We start from the raw sequence: 15,677 nt of genomic DNA, 5'->3' as shown, positions 1-15,677 counted from the left end.
GTCGGAATGCTCCGACCTTTCTTTTTTAAACCGGCATCCTGTTTTGGTGAAAGTCGATAATATCCTTCAGCAGCGGCGCCTTGTCTTTATTACTCTGGCTTTCGCTTTCCCACAGCTTTGCCAGCGAAACGGCCTGGCCGCAGTGAATAAAGGCCTCTTCAACCTCAACGACGATGGTGCACTTCACCTTCTTACCGGTTTCGCTAAAAAAATCGCTCAGCGACGGATCAAGCGACAGCCGCGCCTTACCGTTGACGCGGAAAGCTTCGCTCACGCCAGGAACGAAGAACGTCAGGCCTACCTGCGGGTTATCAATGATGTTCTGCAGGCCGTCCAGACGATTGTTTCCCGCATAGTCAGGGATAAGCAGCGTCTTTTCGCCGACCGTTTTAACAAACCCGGGCACACCGCCCTTTGGCGAAACGTCAACGCCCTTTTCCCCTACCGTCGCCAGCACCATAAAGGGCGACAGCGAGATCATTTTCGCGCCGTAGGGCGCCAGAAAGTCCAGCTGCTTTTTAATTACGATGTCGTTCGGCATGGCATAGTGCTCGCGCAGCTGCTCTTTAGACGCCACCAGATGTTCGGGTCGAATATACATAACGCTATCTCTGTAAAGTAGTCCAATAGGTTCCCGTTAAAGGAACCGGAAGAAAACGCTGATTCATCTCATCCATCGTTTTTTGCGGGTCGACATCCTGATAAAGCTGAGGCTGTATCCACTTGGCCATTACCTCAGCCCCCACGACGTTAAAAGGCGAACCGGTAAAATAGTTCCAAAAACCGTGCACTCTGCCGTTTTTGACCGCGTCAAAGGTGCTAATACCCTTTTGCTCTACCAGCGCTTTCAGCTGCCGCTGGCTTAGCGCCGGATCTACGCTTGTTCCCATCGGCAGAGCTTTGTTGGGGTCTACCGCCGAATGGCCGGTGGCGATGTACACCTGCGGATCTTTTTTAATCACGTATTCCAGACTCAGTAGCCCGCCGTTGGCGGTTGGAAATTTGTCAGCGCCGATATTTTCCCCTTTAAACAGGGAAATATATTCGCCAAGTCCGCCGGCTCCGCTGCTCCAGCAGCAGTCCCATACGCCGGGATAGGCGTGCAGCAGCACTCGCGGATGGGTCAGGTTTTTGTCGTTTAACCGCTCGGTAAGCCTCGCCATGTGCTGCTGATAAAAATCGATGACCGCCTCAGCCTTCTCTTCTCTGTCCAGCAGTTGCCCTAAAAGGCGGGTCGACGGAACGGTATTTTTCATCGGCTCCTGATAGTAGTCGATAACGGCAACCGGTATCTTGCTCTTTTGCAGCAGCTCGATAAGCGACTTAGAACGCGGCACCTGCCAAGCTTCAAATATCACCAGGTCCGGTGTTAAAGAAAGAAGCGTCTCCAACGAAAGCTCATCACCGCTTCCGCTACCGATGGTTTTCAGCGCAGCCAGCTTTGGAAAAGTCTTCAGAAAAAGCTTATAGGTCGCTTCATCAAACCTTTTAAGCTCGCTGCCCCAGCCAACCAGCACGGCCGTCGGGTCCTCATGTACAAATGAAAACGCCAGCAGGCTGTAGCCCGACGCCAGTATCACTCTCTGCGGCTTTTGCTTTAGCACGACCTTCTGACCGGAAACATCCACCAGCTCTTTAGGCCATTCGCCCGCCGTGGCCGCTGACGCACAAAAAATCAGAGCCATAAGTAAGTAACGCACGCCTTTGTACATGAAATCATTAATCCTTTTTAAATAGCAAAGCGCTACCGCGCTTCGGCCAAAGTCATAGTGTAGATGATATCACTTCATTCGTAACGATAACCATTCTCTATGTTTGCATCAGGATGCGATCTTTTATCTTTGCTATCGGTATCCGCACAAAACGTTCCCATTGACAGTCGCTAACAATTCAAAAGAAAATAGCTATGATAACAATTATCATTTTTAACAATAACGGGAAGAACATACCTATGAACAAACAAGTCGCACCGTATAGTCCGACCTATAAGCCTTTGGCTTATGCCGTACTCTTAGGGCTGGCAGCGGCTTCACCGGCCATGGCGGAGGAAAAACAGCAAAACGCCGAGGCGGGTGAGACCCTTATCGTTACCGGTACCAATACCGCAATGAAAATTGATACGCCGGCAGCGGAAACGCCCCGCTCCGTATCGGAAGTCACGCTGGAAGACATCAAAGATCGCGGCGCTAAAAAAATCGACGAAGCCCTGCGCTACAGCGCTGGCATTCAGACGGGCCAATATGGTGCGGATAACAGAACCGACTGGCTGATTATCCGCGGCTTCGAATGGGCGCCTTATCAAAACGGGCTGTCTACGATTTACAATGAAGCGGGGTTCTACTCCTGGCACCAGGAAACCTACGGCATCGAGCGCCTTGACGCGCTGAAAGGGCCTGCGTCCATGCTGTATGGCCAAAACCCTCCCGGCGGCCTGGTAAACGTGATCACCAAGCATCCTACTCGCCTAAAGCAGGGTGAAATTGACGTTTCTTACGGTTCGAACGACTATCGGCACTTCGGTTTAGACACCTCCGGCCCGCTCAACGAAGAAGGGAACGTGCTTTATCGCTTCGTCGGCTTCGCCAAAAAAGACAACGGCCCGGTAGACGGTGCGTCCAACGAACGCTATTACTTTGCGCCCAGCATTTCTGTCGATTTCAACGACAAAACCAGCCTGACCGTGCTTACCAGCTACATGAAAGACAATTCCAACCCCACAAGCGGCTTTAAGCTGCCTTACGGTACGCTGCACGGCACGCCTTTTGGCAAGGTAGATAAAGACACCAGCTTCGGCGAACCGGACTACAGCAAGGGCGATTCTGAGCAGTTCAACGTCAGCTATGAGCTGAGCCACATGTTCAACGACACCTGGACGTTTAAGCAAAACGCCTCTTACAGCTATCTGAATCTGCTGCTGCGCAACGTCTACGGCTCATATATGCTTGATGACAGAAACGTTCAGCGCGGCCTGACCTATCGCGACGGCAGCGCGCAAAACTATGCCATCGACAACCGTCTGGTAGGTAACTGGACGATAGACAATTTTGAAAACACCCTGCTGTTAGGCACCGACTACACAACCATTAACTCGCGCGGTAAAGACGGCAACGTTTATGGCTTCGGCTCTCCTCTGGATATCTTTAACCCCGTCTACGGCAACTATACGCCGGTCAGCGACGACGAGCTGTTTAGCCACCGTACCAAGCGTTTTCAAACGGGGGTATACGTTCAGAACCAGCTGAAGTTCGACGATAAGTGGATACTGCTGCTCGGTGGCCGCTACGACAAGGCGCGCTCCAGCGATATCATATCAAACGCGGGTGTAAACAGCGGCGCCACCGAAGGCCGTATCGATATGGATGACCATAAGTACACCAAAAGCGCGGGCCTGATGTACCTTGCCGACAACGGCCTTAACCCGTACATCAGCTATTCGGAATCCTTCCAGCCGCTGTCCGGGCGCGACGGCTACGGTAGCCCTTATAAGCCGCAGACCGGCCAACAGACGGAAGTCGGCGTTAAGTATGTCCCTGAAGGTTTCAACGGCTACTTTAACGCGGCCCTGTTTGAAATGTACCAGAAGAACATTTTGACGACGTCTAACGATCCGAAAATCAACTATGCTCAGGTTCAAACGGGGATGGCGCGCTCTCGGGGTCTGGAACTGGAAGGCGTAGGCCACGTAACTGACTCCCTCCAGATCCACGCTAACTACACGCTAAACCGCGTAGAAACCATCCGTTCCGGCGACAGCGACGAAATCGGCAACCGCCTGCCGTTAACGCCGCTGCACATGGCGTCCCTGTGGGCAAACTACTCCTTTAACGGCAAGCTTGAAGGGCTGACTATTGGCTCCGGCGTTCGCTACATCGGCAGCACCTACGGCGATAAAACGAACGATAAGGATCTAAAAGTTCCCGCTTATACCCTGTGGGACGCAATGGTTCGCTACGACATTAACAAAGAATGGCAGGTACAGGTCAACGCCAGCAACCTGACGGATACCAACTACGTTAGCGGCTGTAACTACTGGTGTTACTACGGCGAAGGCCGCACCGTAACGGCGAAGATCAACTACCACTGGTAATGACGCGCGAATTACACGCATAAGAAAGCCGGCTCCCAGCCGGCTTATTTATTTCCAGAAAAGCGCCGTTAAGGCGATTACTCCTGGAACAGCGCCTCAATATTCAGACCCTGCTTGACCAGAATTTCGCGCAGCTGGCTTAAACCCTCAACCTGAATCTGGCGAACTCTCTCTCGGGTCAGGCCGATTTCGGCACCGACGTCTTCCAGCGTTGCGGCCTCATAGCCTAAAAGGCCAAAGCGGCGAGCCAGCACTTCACGCTGTTTTGGATTGAGTTCAAACAGCCACTTAACGATGCTCTGCTTGATATCATTATCCTGAGTGGTGTACTCGGGATCGTTGTTGTACTCATCCGGCAGAATGTCCAGCAGCGCGCTGTCGGATTCGCCGTTCAGCGGTGAATCCACGGAGGTGACGCGCTCATTGAGGCGCAGCATCCGGCTTACGTCTCCGACGGACTTATCCAGCTGATGCGCGATATCTTCGGCTCGCGGTTCGTGGTCCAGCTTTTGGGACAGCTCGCGCGCGGTGCGCAGGTAAACGTTAAGCTCTTTAACGATATGAATCGGCAGGCGGATGGTTCTTGTCTGGTTCATAATGGCCCGCTCGATCGTTTGGCGGATCCACCAGGTTGCGTAAGTAGAGAACCGGAACCCGCGTTCAGGATCGAATTTCTCTACGGCGCGAATAAGCCCAAGGTTGCCTTCTTCAATCAAGTCCAGAAGCGCAAGACCGCGATTATTGTAGCGGCGGGCAATTTTGACGACCAAACGCAGGTTGCTTTCAATCATTCGGGTACGCGCGGCGGCATCACCGCGTAGCGCACGGCGAGCGAAGTAAACTTCTTCCTGCGCGGTTAGAAGGGGTGAAAAACCAATTTCTCCGAGATACAGCTGTGTCGCATCCAGCACATGTTGAGTCACATCTTGTGAAAGCAGTATATCGTCCGCAGAGCTGTCGTCTTCAACGACATCAATCGACGCTTTCTCATCAAACTCTGCGGGTTCACTATCATCGAAATCGGCATTTTCGGGCCATTCGTTGACTTTCAGCGTATTGGAACTCATATTTTTTCCTACCCGTAGTTGCGACATTTCGGGCAGGAAAAAAGGAGTTCCTACCCACTCAACGCTGCGGCAAGTGCTGCAGCGGGTTAACGGACTTACCTTTGTAGCGGATTTCAAAATGCAATCTTACAGAGGTCGTTCCCGTACTGCCCATTGTTGCTATTTTTTGACCTGCTTTGACTTCTTGCTGCTCGGCCACGAGCATTGAGTCATTATGTGCATAAGCACTCAGATAATCATCATTATGCTTGATAATGATGAGGTTACCGTAACCCCGCAACGCATTGCCTGCATACACGATACGACCGTCAGCGGCGGCGACTATCGGCTGGCCCCGGGATCCGGAAATATCAACTCCCTTATTGCCCCCTTCCGATGTTGAGAAGTTGTCAACCACTTTCCCTTCCGTCGGCCAACGCCAGCGAACGCCGGATACGCTGCTGGAAGCTGTCGTTCCGGTTGCCGCCGAAGTCGTTGATCCGGCAGTCGGTTGAGAAGATGGTAACGTTTTATCAACATTTTGTTTACTAGTGTCAGTGTACGCCCCTGAATTTTGAGAATCAACACCCGCCGTCCGATTTTGTGTTGCATTCGGGGAGGTCGTAGTGGACGTATTTGAGGCGACCACCGCGCCGTTATTTACGCCGTTGCCCACGTTCAGGGTTTGGCCTACGGTCAGCGCGTAAGGCTCAGCAATGCTGTTGCGCTGCGCCAGTTCGCGATAGTCATTTCCTGTGATCCAGGCGATGTAGAATAAGGTATCGCCGCGAGAAACGGTATAGGTTGAACCGCCGTTATAAGATCCCTTTGGAATATCTGAGTAGCGGCGGTTATAAACGATGCGTTCACCGGAAGCCGCCGCGCTGCTGCTCGCAACGGGCCCGCCCTGGAAAGGATTGCCGCTGCTCTGCGCCGCTGCCGTAGAGGTAGAAGAACCGCCCTCATTGGAAATGTTAGGGCGGCTGGTATCCATCGCCATCGTATTCTGAGAAGAAGCGCCTGCCGCACCTGCGGAAGAACTACTCGAAGAACCGCCGGAAGTAGCCGGTGAAGAAGAATAGGTTCCGCTGCTCCCGTTAATAGAAGTAATAGGCGCGGGCTTATTCGGCTCACTTTTACAGCCGACTAACGCTGCGCTGATGATTACGCCTAACGCTATACGCCGATATGTCATCATCGGGCTTCCTTTATTCATGCTTCCCCCACCATAGCAGAATTAATCATTTCAATATCCGGTTGCTAAATATACAGCAAAAACGGCCAGACGATGCCGCCTATGCCGTCGAAACTCATCGAATTATTCACTCTCTCTTCATAAATGAGAGACTTTCGCAATTTGAACCCTATATCTATCCCCATCCTTCGTCAAATGTGAATGGAGAAATTTACTTATCTCTACAATCAGCCCGAGTGCGCAAAGCCAGCGATATAAAGCGGATGGAATCAGGCCAGATCGCCCTTTAGCATGGGGACAAAGCGCACCATCTCAATCGTATCGGCAACGAACCGATCGCCCTGGCGCTGCACCAGCTGCAAAAGCTGAGACTGCTGGGGTTCACCTACCGGCAACACCATGCGGCCGCCGTCGGCCAGCTGTTCTATCAGCGACTGCGGGATCTCGTCGGGCGCCGCGGTGACAATAATCGCGTCAAACGGCCCGCGAACCGCCCATCCTTCCCAGCCATCGCCGTGGCGGGTTGAAACGTTGTGTAAATCCAGCTGCTTCAAACGCCTTTTCGCCTGCCACTGCAGGCTTTTTATTCGCTCAACGGAGTAAACGTGCCGCGCCAGGTTCGCCAGCACGGCGGTCTGGTAGCCAGAGCCGGTACCGATTTCCAGTACGGTTGAATCCGGCGTCAGCTTCAAAAGCTCCGTCATTTTCGCCACGATGTAAGGCTGAGAAATAGTTTGCCCTGCGCCAATCGGCAGTGCGGTATTGTCATAAGCCTGATGGGAAAGCGCTTCGTCAATAAATCGCTCTCTGGGAACCGAAGCCAAAGCCTGCAGGACGCGCTCGTCGCGGATCCCCTGGCCGACAAGCTGCTTTAGCATTGTCTGTACGCGTTTACTCGGCATACTTGGCATACTCAGATAACCTTCACTTGCGTTAGCCATTGATGAATAACATCTTGAGCGGCATAGGCCGTTAAATCAACCTGCAGCGGCGTAATTGAGACGTACCCCTGCTCTAGCGCGGCAAAATCAGTATCCTCACCTGAATCGTCCTTCTCTCCGGGCGGCCCTATCCAATAAAGGTCATTACCGCGGGGGTCAGTCTGGCGGATCACGCGCTCAGCCGGATAGCGGCGGCCGCAGCGGGTAACCCTGAAACCTTTTATCTCATCCAAAGGCAGGTCTGGAACGTTAATATTCAATATTCGCCCGGTGCGAAGCGGCTCCTGAGACAGCGCCTTCAAGAGGCGACAAGTCACCGCGGCAGCGGTATCAAAATAGCGGTGCCCATCGAGAGAAACGGCCAGCGCGGGCAGCCCAAGGTGGCGCCCCTCCATCGCGGCGGCGACGGTCCCTGAGTAAATCACGTCGTCACCGAGGTTAGCGCCGGCGTTAATGCCCGAAACGACGATGTCCGGGCGCGGCGTCATTAGCGCGTTAACACCCAGATAGACGCAGTCGGTAGGCGTACCGCGTACGGCAATGTCGCCGTTACTCAGCGAATGGATCTTCAGGGGCATTTCTAGCGTTAAAGCGTTGGAGGAACCGCTGCAGTTGCGGTCTGGAGCGACAAGCTGTACCTGAGCAAACCGGCGTAAAGATTCGGCCAGCGTCTGGATCCCCGGAGCGCTTATGCCGTCATCGTTGCTCAGAAGTATTCTCATGGTATCAATCAGGCCCGTACATTTCGAAGGGAGGCCGCGGCAAAGCCGCAGCCGAAACTTTTTCGATTATAACCTCATCTTTGCGCTCAGGAAAACGGGCAACGCGCCTGAACGATGAGGGATTAGGCGTCGATCGGGAAATCTGATTGAGAACGCACCAGCTCGCGCACGACGCTGGTGGCGAAACTGCCGGCAGGAAGCTCAAAACCAAGCCGGAGGGTTTCGTCGTCCAGCCAGCGCCACGTCATGCTTTCCGGCACGACAATCAGCGCGCGTCGCGCTGGCGCTACGCGCTCTCTGGTCATCAGAGACAGAAAATCGCCGCTTGCCTCCAGCGCCTTTGTTTCAAGCGCCAGCGCCTCGCCTTGGCTACCCAAAGCGCCGTCCCCAGGAAGCGGCGCCGTCAGGTAGACGTCACCCTCGGCCAAACGCTTTTGCACGCTCTCAAGCTCGCCTTCAGCCACGGTAAACCAGCTGCCGCTGCCGGCAAGCCCTACGGCGTCGCCCAACAGCACCTGTCGATGATGGCCGCTCTCAATGCGTGCGCTTGTCGCCTGGTTAAACATGGCGCTTCGGGCGGCGGATAGATAGAAGCTGCGCTTGCCCCGCTCCTTCACCACAATTTCGTCATTGGCCCACTTGCGGGCCATTATCAGATTGTTGCCGCTGCGGCCAAACCGCTGCTCGCCAAAATAGTTGGGAACGCCCTGGGTTTGGATTTGTTCAAGCCGCGCTTCAACGTCGGCGCGATGGCTTATTTGCCGCAAAACCAGCGTAAAGCGGTTGCCTTTCAGCGCGCCGATCCGAAGCTTGCGCCGGTGGCGGGCCGTTTTAAGCACTTCGCAGCCTTCCTGCTTAAAGCGGGAAAAATCCGGCGTTTCTTTCCCCGGCATCTGCAGACAGAACCACTGCTCGGTAACCGCGTTGCGATCTTTAAGCCCCGCATAGCTCACGGCGCGAGCCGAAATGCGAGCAAACTTGGCCAGCGCGTCGGCAACGAACTGGGTATTGCAGCCGGTTTTACGCAGGTAAACCAGCACGTGTTCACCCTCGCCGTCAAAGGAAAAACCTAAATCCTCCTGAACGCAGAAGTCTTCCGGCTCCGATTTAATGACCCCGGTAGATACAGGCTGCCCGTAAAGCCAAACGGGTTCAGTCACGAAACCGCTCACGCCTTCACCAACAGAGCAACGGCTTCACAGGCGATCCCCTCTTTACGGCCGGTAAAGCCGAGCTTTTCAGTGGTGGTCGCCTTCACGTTGACGTCGTCAACATGACAGCCAAGATCTTCGGCAATATTGACGCGCATTTGGGGAATATGGGGCAGCATCTTGGGCGCCTGTGCGATAATCGTGACATCGACGTTGCCGACCCGATAGCCTTTCTCTTTAATTTGGCGAAAGGCCTCTCTTAGCAGAACGCGGCTGTCCGCTCCCTTATAGGCCGGATCGGTATCGGGAAACAGCTTGCCGATATCGCCCAGCGCGGCGGCGCCCAGCAGGGCGTCTGTCAGGGCGTGAAGCGCAACGTCGCCGTCGGAGTGCGCCAGCAGGCCAAACTCATAGGGGATAGCGACGCCGCCAATGATAATCGGCCCTTCTTCGCCAAACTTATGAACGTCAAAACCGTGACCAATACGCACAGGCATACTCCTTCTATGCTTCTATGATTGATGGGTAAGATAAAACGTGGCCAGCGCCAGATCTTCCGGGCGCGTAACCTTTATATTGTCAGAGCGCCCCGGCACCAGCAGGGGGTGAAATCCGCAGTGCTCCAGCGCAGAGGCTTCGTCAGTCAGACTGACGCCCTCATCGAGCGCCCGGGCCATGCAGTCGTAAAGCAGCTCAAGCGGGAACATCTGCGGCGTCATGGCGTGCCACAGGCCCTCGCGATCGACCGTATGAGCAATGCTCGACTCGCCGACGGTTTCCCGCTTCATCGTGTCTTTCGCAGGCATCGCCAGGATCCCGCCCTGTCGACCTTCATATACGGTCGTCATCAGAGCGTCTAAATCTTCGTAGCGTAAACACGGGCGGGCGGCATCGTGCACCAGCACCCAGCGCGCGCCCATGCCTTTGGCGCAGTTCAAACCGGCCATAACCGAATCGGCCCGCTCGGCGCCGCCCGTTACGGTGGAGACGCGGGTATCGGCAGCAACGGGCAACGAAGAAAAGTATGAATCTTCAGGATGAAGCGCAACGATAACGCGCTCAACGGCAGGATGCTCAAGCAGTGCGCCTATGGCGTACTCGATAATCGTTTTCGTACCGATGGTTAAATACTGTTTGGGGAGATCGCAGCGCATCCGGCTGCCTATACCGGCGGCGGGCAAAATGGCGACGGTATGAAAAGAAGGGGAAGCCGCCTGGGACATCTACTTTTTACCGCCCTGTTCGGGAATAATGCGATAGAAGCTCTCGCCGGGCTTGATCATGCCCAGCTCGCTGCGCGCGCGTTCATCAATGGCTTCCTGCCCGCCTTTCAAATCGCTAATTTCAGCAAACAGCCGCTCGTTACGCGACTTCAATTTGGCGTTGTTGTCCTGCTGGAGCGCGATATCCTCTTTCACGCGGGCATAATCGTGCAGCCCGTTTTTACCGAGCCACAGCGAATACTGTAGCCAGCCCAGCAAAACAATCAGTAACAGCGTAAGTTTCTTCATCCTATCCCCCAAAAAACCGGCTAATCATCCCATAACTCGTCGGCAGACTCCATATGGAAAGTTGAGGAAAGGGAGAGAAACTCCCGTAGTTGAAGCGCCGTCGGCAGCGCGCTCCACGCGCCTTTCTGCGTCGTTGCCAGCGCGCCGCAGGCGCTGGCCCGATTTATCAAGGCTCGCAGCGCCTCTTTGTTCTGAGGAAACCCGCTTTGGGCAATGCCGGACAAAAGCCCCGCCATAAAGGCGTCCCCTGCGCCGGTCGTATCAATGCAGACAACCTCATAGGCATTAAAACGAAACGCCTCTCCCCGCCAGAGTACAACGCCGCCTTCCCCGCCGCAGGTGATGACTTTCAGTTCGGCGGGATAGTCGCTCACCGCCTTCAGCGCCTTTTCCCATTCCCCTTCTGCAACCGACGTGAGCCAAAACAGCTCATCTTCGGATAGCTTCAGTACGTCGGCCTGGAAAGCGTAGTCAACGATAGACTGACGCATGGCCGCTTTGTCGTCCCACATTTGGCTGCGCAGATTGACGTCAAAGCTGACGGCACCTTGCTGCGCCTTCGCCTGCGCCGTCAGCGCCCACACCGCGTCGCGGCACGGTTCGCCCACCAGCGCCAAAGAACAGGTATGAAGCAAACACGCCTCTTCTGAAGGAAGTCGGCGAAGCTCAAGAAAGCGGTCCGCCGCAGGATTAACTAAAAAAGTAAAGCTGCGTTCGCCGCTTTCGTCCAACGAGACCAGCGTAGTGCTGGTGCGATGGAGGGTGTCCAGCTCGACGAGCCGACAGTCTACGCCGTTCTCCTCCAATGCCTGCTGCATAAAGCGGCCGAAGGGATCGTCGCCGACGCGGCCGATAAAACCGGATGACGCCCCCAGCCTGGCGGCGCCGACCGCCACGTTGGCCGGTGCGCCGCCGGCGCAGGCCTCATACTGCTGGTTGCCCAGCGGCAGTAAATCCACGACCGCATCGCCTAACGCCCAGATTTTCATATCAAGCCAGCCCTTTTCTTTTTATTTCGCTCACAGTGTAATCTTAACGCGGCTCTCACGCCTGCGGGCATAAAAAAACGGTCGCCGTAGGAGCGGAGACCGTTTTTTACTCTGAACTCACCGTTCGCTAGCTACAGCACCTTGCTTAAGAAAGCGCGAGTTCTTTCGTTTGCAGGCGACGTGAACAGCTTTTCAGGCACGTCTTCTTCCTGAATAACGCCCTGATCGATAAAAATCACCCTGTCGGCGACATCCCGGGCAAAGCCCATTTCGTGGGTGACAACCACCATGGTCATCCCCTCGTGGGCCAGCGACTTCATGACCGCCAGCACTTCCCCCACCAGCTCTGGGTCAAGCGCGGAAGTCGGTTCGTCAAACAGCATCACTTTAGGCTCCATCGCCAACGCGCGCGCAATGGCCACCCGCTGCTGCTGGCCGCCGGAAAGCTGGCTAGGATAGGCGTCTATTTTGTCTAACAGGCCCACCTTTTGTAAAAGCTTCTCCGCTCTCTCAATCGCTTCGGTTCGGGAGAGCTTTTTGATGTCCATCGGCGCCAGAATCAGGTTTTCTAAAACCGTCATGTGGGGGAACAGGTTAAAGCGCTGGAACACCATGCCGACGCTTTCCCGCAGATGATTGAGATTGGTTTTTTTATCGTGTACGGCAAATCCGTTAATATAAATCTCGCCGTCGGTCATCTCCTCCAGCGCGTTCATGCAGCGCAAAAAGGTGCTTTTACCCGAACCGGAGGGGCCAATGATGCACACCACTTCATTCGCGGCAATATCGCAGGAGATGCCGCGCAGAACGTGAATTTTGCCAAACTGCTTTTGTAAATTACGGATCTTAATCACTTTTGCCTAGCCTCTTTTCCATCTGCCTTACCATCAAAGAGAGTAAGAACGTAATCACCCAGTACACGATAGAGATTGTCAAATAGGGCTCCCAGTAGGTGGCGTAGGCCCCCGATACGGTTCTGGCGGCATAGGCCAGGTCGGCAAGCCCGATGGCGGACGCCAGCGAAGAGTCCTTAACGATCGCGATAGCGTTATTTCCCAGCGGCGGCAGCATGCGGCGAAACGCCTGCGGAAGAATGATTTTACGCATGGTCTTGCCGTAGGTCATGCCCAGAGAGCGTGCCGCTTCCATCTGCCCTTTGTCTATCGATTCAATGCCCGCACGGAAAATCTCTGACACATAGGCGCCGGCATTGAGCGTAATCGCCACTACGCAGGAGAGAAACGCGCCGTACTCCGAACGCAGCATGCGCGCGAAGTCCACCGACATAATGCCGCTGGAAACCAGCAGCCCGTCTCGCGGGTTGATAAGCAGTGGGATAAGCGCAAAGTGCACGACCATGATTTGCACGAACAGCGGCGTACCGCGAAAGGCGCTAACGTAGATTTTAACCGGCGTTTGTACGAAAGCCCGTAAGAAGAAATCCATACCGGGGCTGCGCGGCGCGCGCGCCAGTCGACCAAGCCCTAAGGCTAATCCCCACGTGACGCCTAAAATGACACAAATGATGGTGCACTTGACGGTCATCCACGCCCCGTCGGCAAACAGCGGGGCGTATTCCTGGATTATCTCCCAGCGAAATCCTGACATAAAAAAGAACCCGTAGTTAAAAAGCGTTCAGGGCGAATCAATCGCCCTGAACGTTGTGACTAAAAGAAAAATTATTCCGCAGGCAGGGCCGGCACGTCGTTATCAAACCACTTCTGATAAATTTTGGCATAGGTGCCGTCGGCGATAATCTTTTTCAAACCGGCGTTGATCTTACCGCGCAGTTCTTCGTTGCCTTTCGCGACCGCAATGCCGAAGTACTGACGTTCAAACTTGGCGTCGGACACCAGGTTAAACTCTTTTTCCGGATGGTTTTTGATATAGAACTTGGCGACGCCCACGTCGCCTACCGCCGCGTCGATGCCGTCTTCATACAGCTCTTGCAGCATCAGAGGCGTATTATCGAATCGCTTGATAGCGGTGCTGTTTTTACCCAGCACGTCAGAAACGACGATGTCGCCGGTGCTGGAGTTCACGACGCCCACTTTCAGCGGCTTCAGATCGGCAATACCGCCGATAGTCTTGCCCTTAGGCACGACGATGGCCTGCTCGGCTGGGAAGTACGGGGCGGAAAAGTCGACCATCTGCTTACGTTTTTCCGTAATGGTGATGCCGGAAATAATAATGTCGCGATCGCCGCTTCCTAATGTCGCAAAAATGCCTTCCCAAGGCGTGTTAACCAGCTTGATGTTAAAGTTTTCTGCTTTGGCGATAGCGGTAATAACGTCAATGTCGAAGCCTTCCAGCTCTTTCTTGCTGTTTTCAAATTCAAACGGGCGATAGGTCCCGCCGGACCCGACAACGTAGGTCGGCTCTGCGGCGTTAGCAGCCGGCAGCGCGCACAAGGCGGCGGCCAAACAGGCACCGAAAATAGAAAGACGTTTAAACATGGCTTTATCCTTATCGTTAACTTTCTTATGGCGAATGGCCGAAGTATGCACGAATAACGCATAAAAATACATAAACCGAGGAAGAAATGACGAAATTATGAGATAAAAGTCTATCCGCCGCGCCCATTCAGTCACATCGTCTATTCGATACAAATAAATTAACAAATTGGATACATCAGCAGAAACTTTTTATCAACCGTATAGAAAGCGCGCGGTTGAATCGTAAATATCACAGAAGCGTGATCTACAGCACTTCCAATTTTGATAGAAATCAAAAAAATGATGAAGGGAAGTAAAGATAATTGACGATCAAATAATTACAGTGTGTTTTTTCATCAGGGAACTTCATATGTCTCAAGAAAGCTCTAAGCCGGCTCAACCTGAGGAAGCTAAGGTTGGCATCGGCGCTTACATTTCACTTATTTTCGCTATGGTATTCTTTTCCGGCCTGCTGGGGGGTAAAGAATGGTGGTCCGTTTTCGACTTTACGACGCTCAACGGCGCGTTTGGTAAGGTAACTGCCAACGTCACTCAGGCAGACGGGGCGCTCAACGTCGCCAAGACCACGTTCCGCGGCGCTGGCGGTAACGGCGCAATGGACGGCTTTCTGTTTGCTTTTGGCCTGATCCCTTCTGTTATGTTCGCTCTGGGCATGATCAACGTGCTGGAGCACTACGGCGCGCTTAACGCCGCCCGCAAGCTGCTTACGCCTCTGCTGCGCCCTCTGCTGGGCATCCCCGGCTCAACCGGACTGGCAATTATCGGCAGCCTGCAAAGTACCGACGTCGGCGCCTCCTTGACTCGTTCACTGGTTGACGAAGGCCAGCTTAATGAAAAAGAAAAGGATCTGATCACCATGTTCCAGTTTTCCGCTGGCGCAATGATCACCAACTTCTTCTCCTCCGGTGCGGTGCTGTTTACGCTGATGACCGTAGACAATACGCCCGCCGTGCCGGCCTCCATCGGTCTGTGCATTTGCGTTATGTTCGTGATGAAAATCGTCGGAACGAACATTTTCCGACTCTATCTGGGCCTGACCACTAAAAAAGAAGCGACTAACGCATAACCCCATACCGAATTTAAGGATATCAAGATCATGTCAAATGAAAGCAAACCCATGATTACCGACGTATTCGTCGCCGGCGCTCGTAAAGGATGGGGAATTGCCACTTCCAGCACTCTGCCAAACGTACTGATGGCCTTCGTTATCATCAAAGCGCTGGAAATTACCGGCGCGCTTAAAGGGTTGGGATTCGTTTTTGCTCCACTGATGAACCTGTTCGGCCTGCCCGGCGAAGCCGCTGCCGTACTTATCGGCGGCTGGATGTCTATGGGCGGCGGCATCGGCGTTGCCGTCAGCCTGTACGCCAACGGCACGCTCAGCGGTGAACACCTGGCGATTCTGGCTCCGGCCATCTACCTGATGGGCTCACAGATCCAGTACGCAGGCCGCATTCTGGGCGTTATCGGCACCAAGGCCAGCAAGATACCGGTAATGATCGTCGTTTCTGTCATCAACGCCTTTATCGCTATGTTCCTGATGAAGATCTTCGTCGGCTAACGCTCCCTCTCTTCTGCT

General features: G+C 54.2%; 17 protein-coding genes. 3 read left to right on the top strand and 14 right to left on the bottom strand.

Annotation, left to right across the window (positions count from 1 at the left end; all coding sequences use genetic code 11):
* Positions 1-25: 25 nt before the first annotated feature.
* The gene (locus V8L73_RS05855; protein ID WP_347254341.1) at positions 26-601 is read right to left on the bottom strand and encodes an MSMEG_1061 family FMN-dependent PPOX-type flavoprotein; all 576 of its coding nucleotides are present in this window, start codon (positions 599-601) and stop codon (positions 26-28) included.
* Between the two features lie 4 nt (positions 602-605).
* The gene (locus tag V8L73_RS05850; protein WP_261831451.1) at positions 606-1,685 is read right to left on the bottom strand and encodes an ABC transporter substrate-binding protein; all 1,080 of its coding nucleotides are present in this window, start codon (positions 1,683-1,685) and stop codon (positions 606-608) included.
* Positions 1,686-1,951: 266 nt separating this feature from the next.
* On the opposite strand from V8L73_RS05850, the gene V8L73_RS05845 reads away from it, so the two are divergent.
* On the top strand, positions 1,952-4,087 hold the full coding sequence (locus V8L73_RS05845; protein ID WP_347254340.1) for a TonB-dependent siderophore receptor: 2,136 nt from the start codon (positions 1,952-1,954) through the stop codon (positions 4,085-4,087).
* 77 nt (positions 4,088-4,164) lie between these two features.
* On the opposite strand, the gene rpoS is transcribed toward V8L73_RS05845, so the two are convergent.
* From rpoS to V8L73_RS05785, 12 genes are all read right to left on the bottom strand, one after another.
* Positions 4,165-5,154 carry an RNA polymerase sigma factor RpoS gene (rpoS, locus tag V8L73_RS05840; RefSeq protein WP_027275167.1) on the bottom strand — a complete coding sequence of 330 codons (990 nt, stop codon included), beginning with the start codon at positions 5,152-5,154 and terminating at the stop codon, positions 4,165-4,167.
* A 58-nt stretch (positions 5,155-5,212) separates the two neighbouring features.
* Positions 5,213-6,349 (bottom strand): murein hydrolase activator NlpD, encoded by a 1,137-nt coding sequence (gene nlpD / locus V8L73_RS05835; RefSeq protein ID WP_347254339.1) that lies wholly within the window; start codon positions 6,347-6,349, stop codon positions 5,213-5,215.
* 248 nt (positions 6,350-6,597) lie between these two features.
* Entirely contained in the window at positions 6,598-7,230 is a 633-nt protein-coding gene (locus V8L73_RS05830; RefSeq protein WP_027275165.1) for a protein-L-isoaspartate(D-aspartate) O-methyltransferase, read from the bottom strand.
* 11 nt (positions 7,231-7,241) lie between these two features.
* Positions 7,242-7,991 (bottom strand): 5'/3'-nucleotidase SurE, encoded by a 750-nt coding sequence (gene surE / locus V8L73_RS05825; RefSeq protein WP_027275164.1) that lies wholly within the window; start codon positions 7,989-7,991, stop codon positions 7,242-7,244.
* Positions 7,992-8,113: 122 nt separating this feature from the next.
* The gene (gene truD, locus V8L73_RS05820) at positions 8,114-9,151 is read right to left on the bottom strand and encodes a tRNA pseudouridine(13) synthase TruD (RefSeq protein WP_261831449.1); all 1,038 of its coding nucleotides are present in this window, start codon (positions 9,149-9,151) and stop codon (positions 8,114-8,116) included.
* Positions 9,152-9,159: 8 nt separating this feature from the next.
* On the bottom strand, positions 9,160-9,633 hold the full coding sequence (gene ispF, locus V8L73_RS05815) for a 2-C-methyl-D-erythritol 2,4-cyclodiphosphate synthase (RefSeq protein ID WP_027275162.1): 474 nt from the start codon (positions 9,631-9,633) through the stop codon (positions 9,160-9,162).
* Positions 9,634-9,654: 21 nt separating this feature from the next.
* Entirely contained in the window at positions 9,655-10,365 is a 711-nt protein-coding gene (gene ispD / locus V8L73_RS05810) for a 2-C-methyl-D-erythritol 4-phosphate cytidylyltransferase (protein WP_027275161.1), read from the bottom strand.
* Entirely contained in the window at positions 10,366-10,653 is a 288-nt protein-coding gene (gene ftsB, locus V8L73_RS05805; RefSeq protein WP_261831447.1) for a cell division protein FtsB, read from the bottom strand.
* 20 nt (positions 10,654-10,673) lie between these two features.
* Positions 10,674-11,642: an aminoimidazole riboside kinase gene (locus V8L73_RS05800; protein ID WP_051155768.1), complete on the bottom strand. Its 969-nt coding sequence runs from the start codon at positions 11,640-11,642 to the stop codon at positions 10,674-10,676.
* Positions 11,643-11,773: 131 nt separating this feature from the next.
* Positions 11,774-12,496, bottom strand: a complete 723-nt coding sequence (locus V8L73_RS05795) for an amino acid ABC transporter ATP-binding protein (RefSeq protein WP_027275159.1) — start codon at positions 12,494-12,496, stop codon at positions 11,774-11,776.
* Entirely contained in the window at positions 12,489-13,250 is a 762-nt protein-coding gene (locus V8L73_RS05790) for an amino acid ABC transporter permease (protein ID WP_261831446.1), read from the bottom strand. The genes V8L73_RS05795 and V8L73_RS05790 overlap by 8 nt, the downstream gene beginning before the upstream one ends.
* A 71-nt stretch (positions 13,251-13,321) precedes the next feature.
* Positions 13,322-14,098 (bottom strand): basic amino acid ABC transporter substrate-binding protein, encoded by a 777-nt coding sequence (locus tag V8L73_RS05785; protein ID WP_027275157.1) that lies wholly within the window; start codon positions 14,096-14,098, stop codon positions 13,322-13,324.
* Positions 14,099-14,447: 349 nt separating this feature from the next.
* Here V8L73_RS05785 and V8L73_RS05780 point away from each other — a divergent pair, with 349 nt between their 5' ends.
* Together V8L73_RS05780 and V8L73_RS05775 are read left to right on the top strand one after the other, a co-directional pair.
* Positions 14,448-15,164, top strand: a complete 717-nt coding sequence (locus V8L73_RS05780) for a nucleoside recognition domain-containing protein (RefSeq protein ID WP_027275156.1) — start codon at positions 14,448-14,450, stop codon at positions 15,162-15,164.
* 30 nt (positions 15,165-15,194) lie between these two features.
* Complete coding sequence (locus tag V8L73_RS05775) at positions 15,195-15,659, top strand: YjiG family protein (protein ID WP_036024160.1); 465 nt, start codon at positions 15,195-15,197, stop codon at positions 15,657-15,659.
* The last annotated feature ends 18 nt before the right edge of the window (positions 15,660-15,677 follow it).

This window comes from Leminorella grimontii (assembly GCF_039789245.1).
Taxonomy (GTDB): domain Bacteria; phylum Pseudomonadota; class Gammaproteobacteria; order Enterobacterales; family Enterobacteriaceae; genus Leminorella; species Leminorella grimontii.
Note: the sequence above shows the minus strand (reverse complement) of the source record. Positions and strands in the feature narration are given on the sequence as shown.

Bases quoted from the DNA above. Each gene is read 5' to 3' on its own strand.
- nlpD (WP_347254339.1), bottom strand. From the start codon at position 6,349: ATGAATAAAGGAAGCCCGATGATGACATATCGGCGTATAGCGTTAGGC.
- ftsB (WP_261831447.1), bottom strand. From the start codon at position 10,653: ATGAAGAAACTTACGCTGTTACTGATTGTTTTGCTGGGCTGGCTACAG.
- V8L73_RS05855 (WP_347254341.1), bottom strand. From the start codon at position 601: ATGTATATTCGACCCGAACATCTGGTGGCGTCTAAAGAGCAGCTGCGC.
- V8L73_RS05775 (WP_036024160.1), top strand. From the start codon at position 15,195: ATGTCAAATGAAAGCAAACCCATGATTACCGACGTATTCGTCGCCGGC.
- V8L73_RS05830 (WP_027275165.1), bottom strand. From the start codon at position 7,230: ATGCCGAGTAAACGCGTACAGACAATGCTAAAGCAGCTTGTCGGCCAG.
- V8L73_RS05850 (WP_261831451.1), bottom strand. From the start codon at position 1,685: ATGGCTCTGATTTTTTGTGCGTCAGCGGCCACGGCGGGCGAATGGCCT.
- V8L73_RS05785 (WP_027275157.1), bottom strand. From the start codon at position 14,098: ATGTTTAAACGTCTTTCTATTTTCGGTGCCTGTTTGGCCGCCGCCTTG.
- V8L73_RS05845 (WP_347254340.1), top strand. From the start codon at position 1,952: ATGAACAAACAAGTCGCACCGTATAGTCCGACCTATAAGCCTTTGGCT.
- V8L73_RS05780 (WP_027275156.1), top strand. From the start codon at position 14,448: ATGTCTCAAGAAAGCTCTAAGCCGGCTCAACCTGAGGAAGCTAAGGTT.
- V8L73_RS05800 (WP_051155768.1), bottom strand. From the start codon at position 11,642: ATGAAAATCTGGGCGTTAGGCGATGCGGTCGTGGATTTACTGCCGCTG.
- V8L73_RS05790 (WP_261831446.1), bottom strand. From the start codon at position 13,250: ATGTCAGGATTTCGCTGGGAGATAATCCAGGAATACGCCCCGCTGTTT.
- rpoS (WP_027275167.1), bottom strand. From the start codon at position 5,154: ATGAGTTCCAATACGCTGAAAGTCAACGAATGGCCCGAAAATGCCGAT.
- ispD (WP_027275161.1), bottom strand. From the start codon at position 10,365: ATGTCCCAGGCGGCTTCCCCTTCTTTTCATACCGTCGCCATTTTGCCC.
- surE (WP_027275164.1), bottom strand. From the start codon at position 7,991: ATGAGAATACTTCTGAGCAACGATGACGGCATAAGCGCTCCGGGGATC.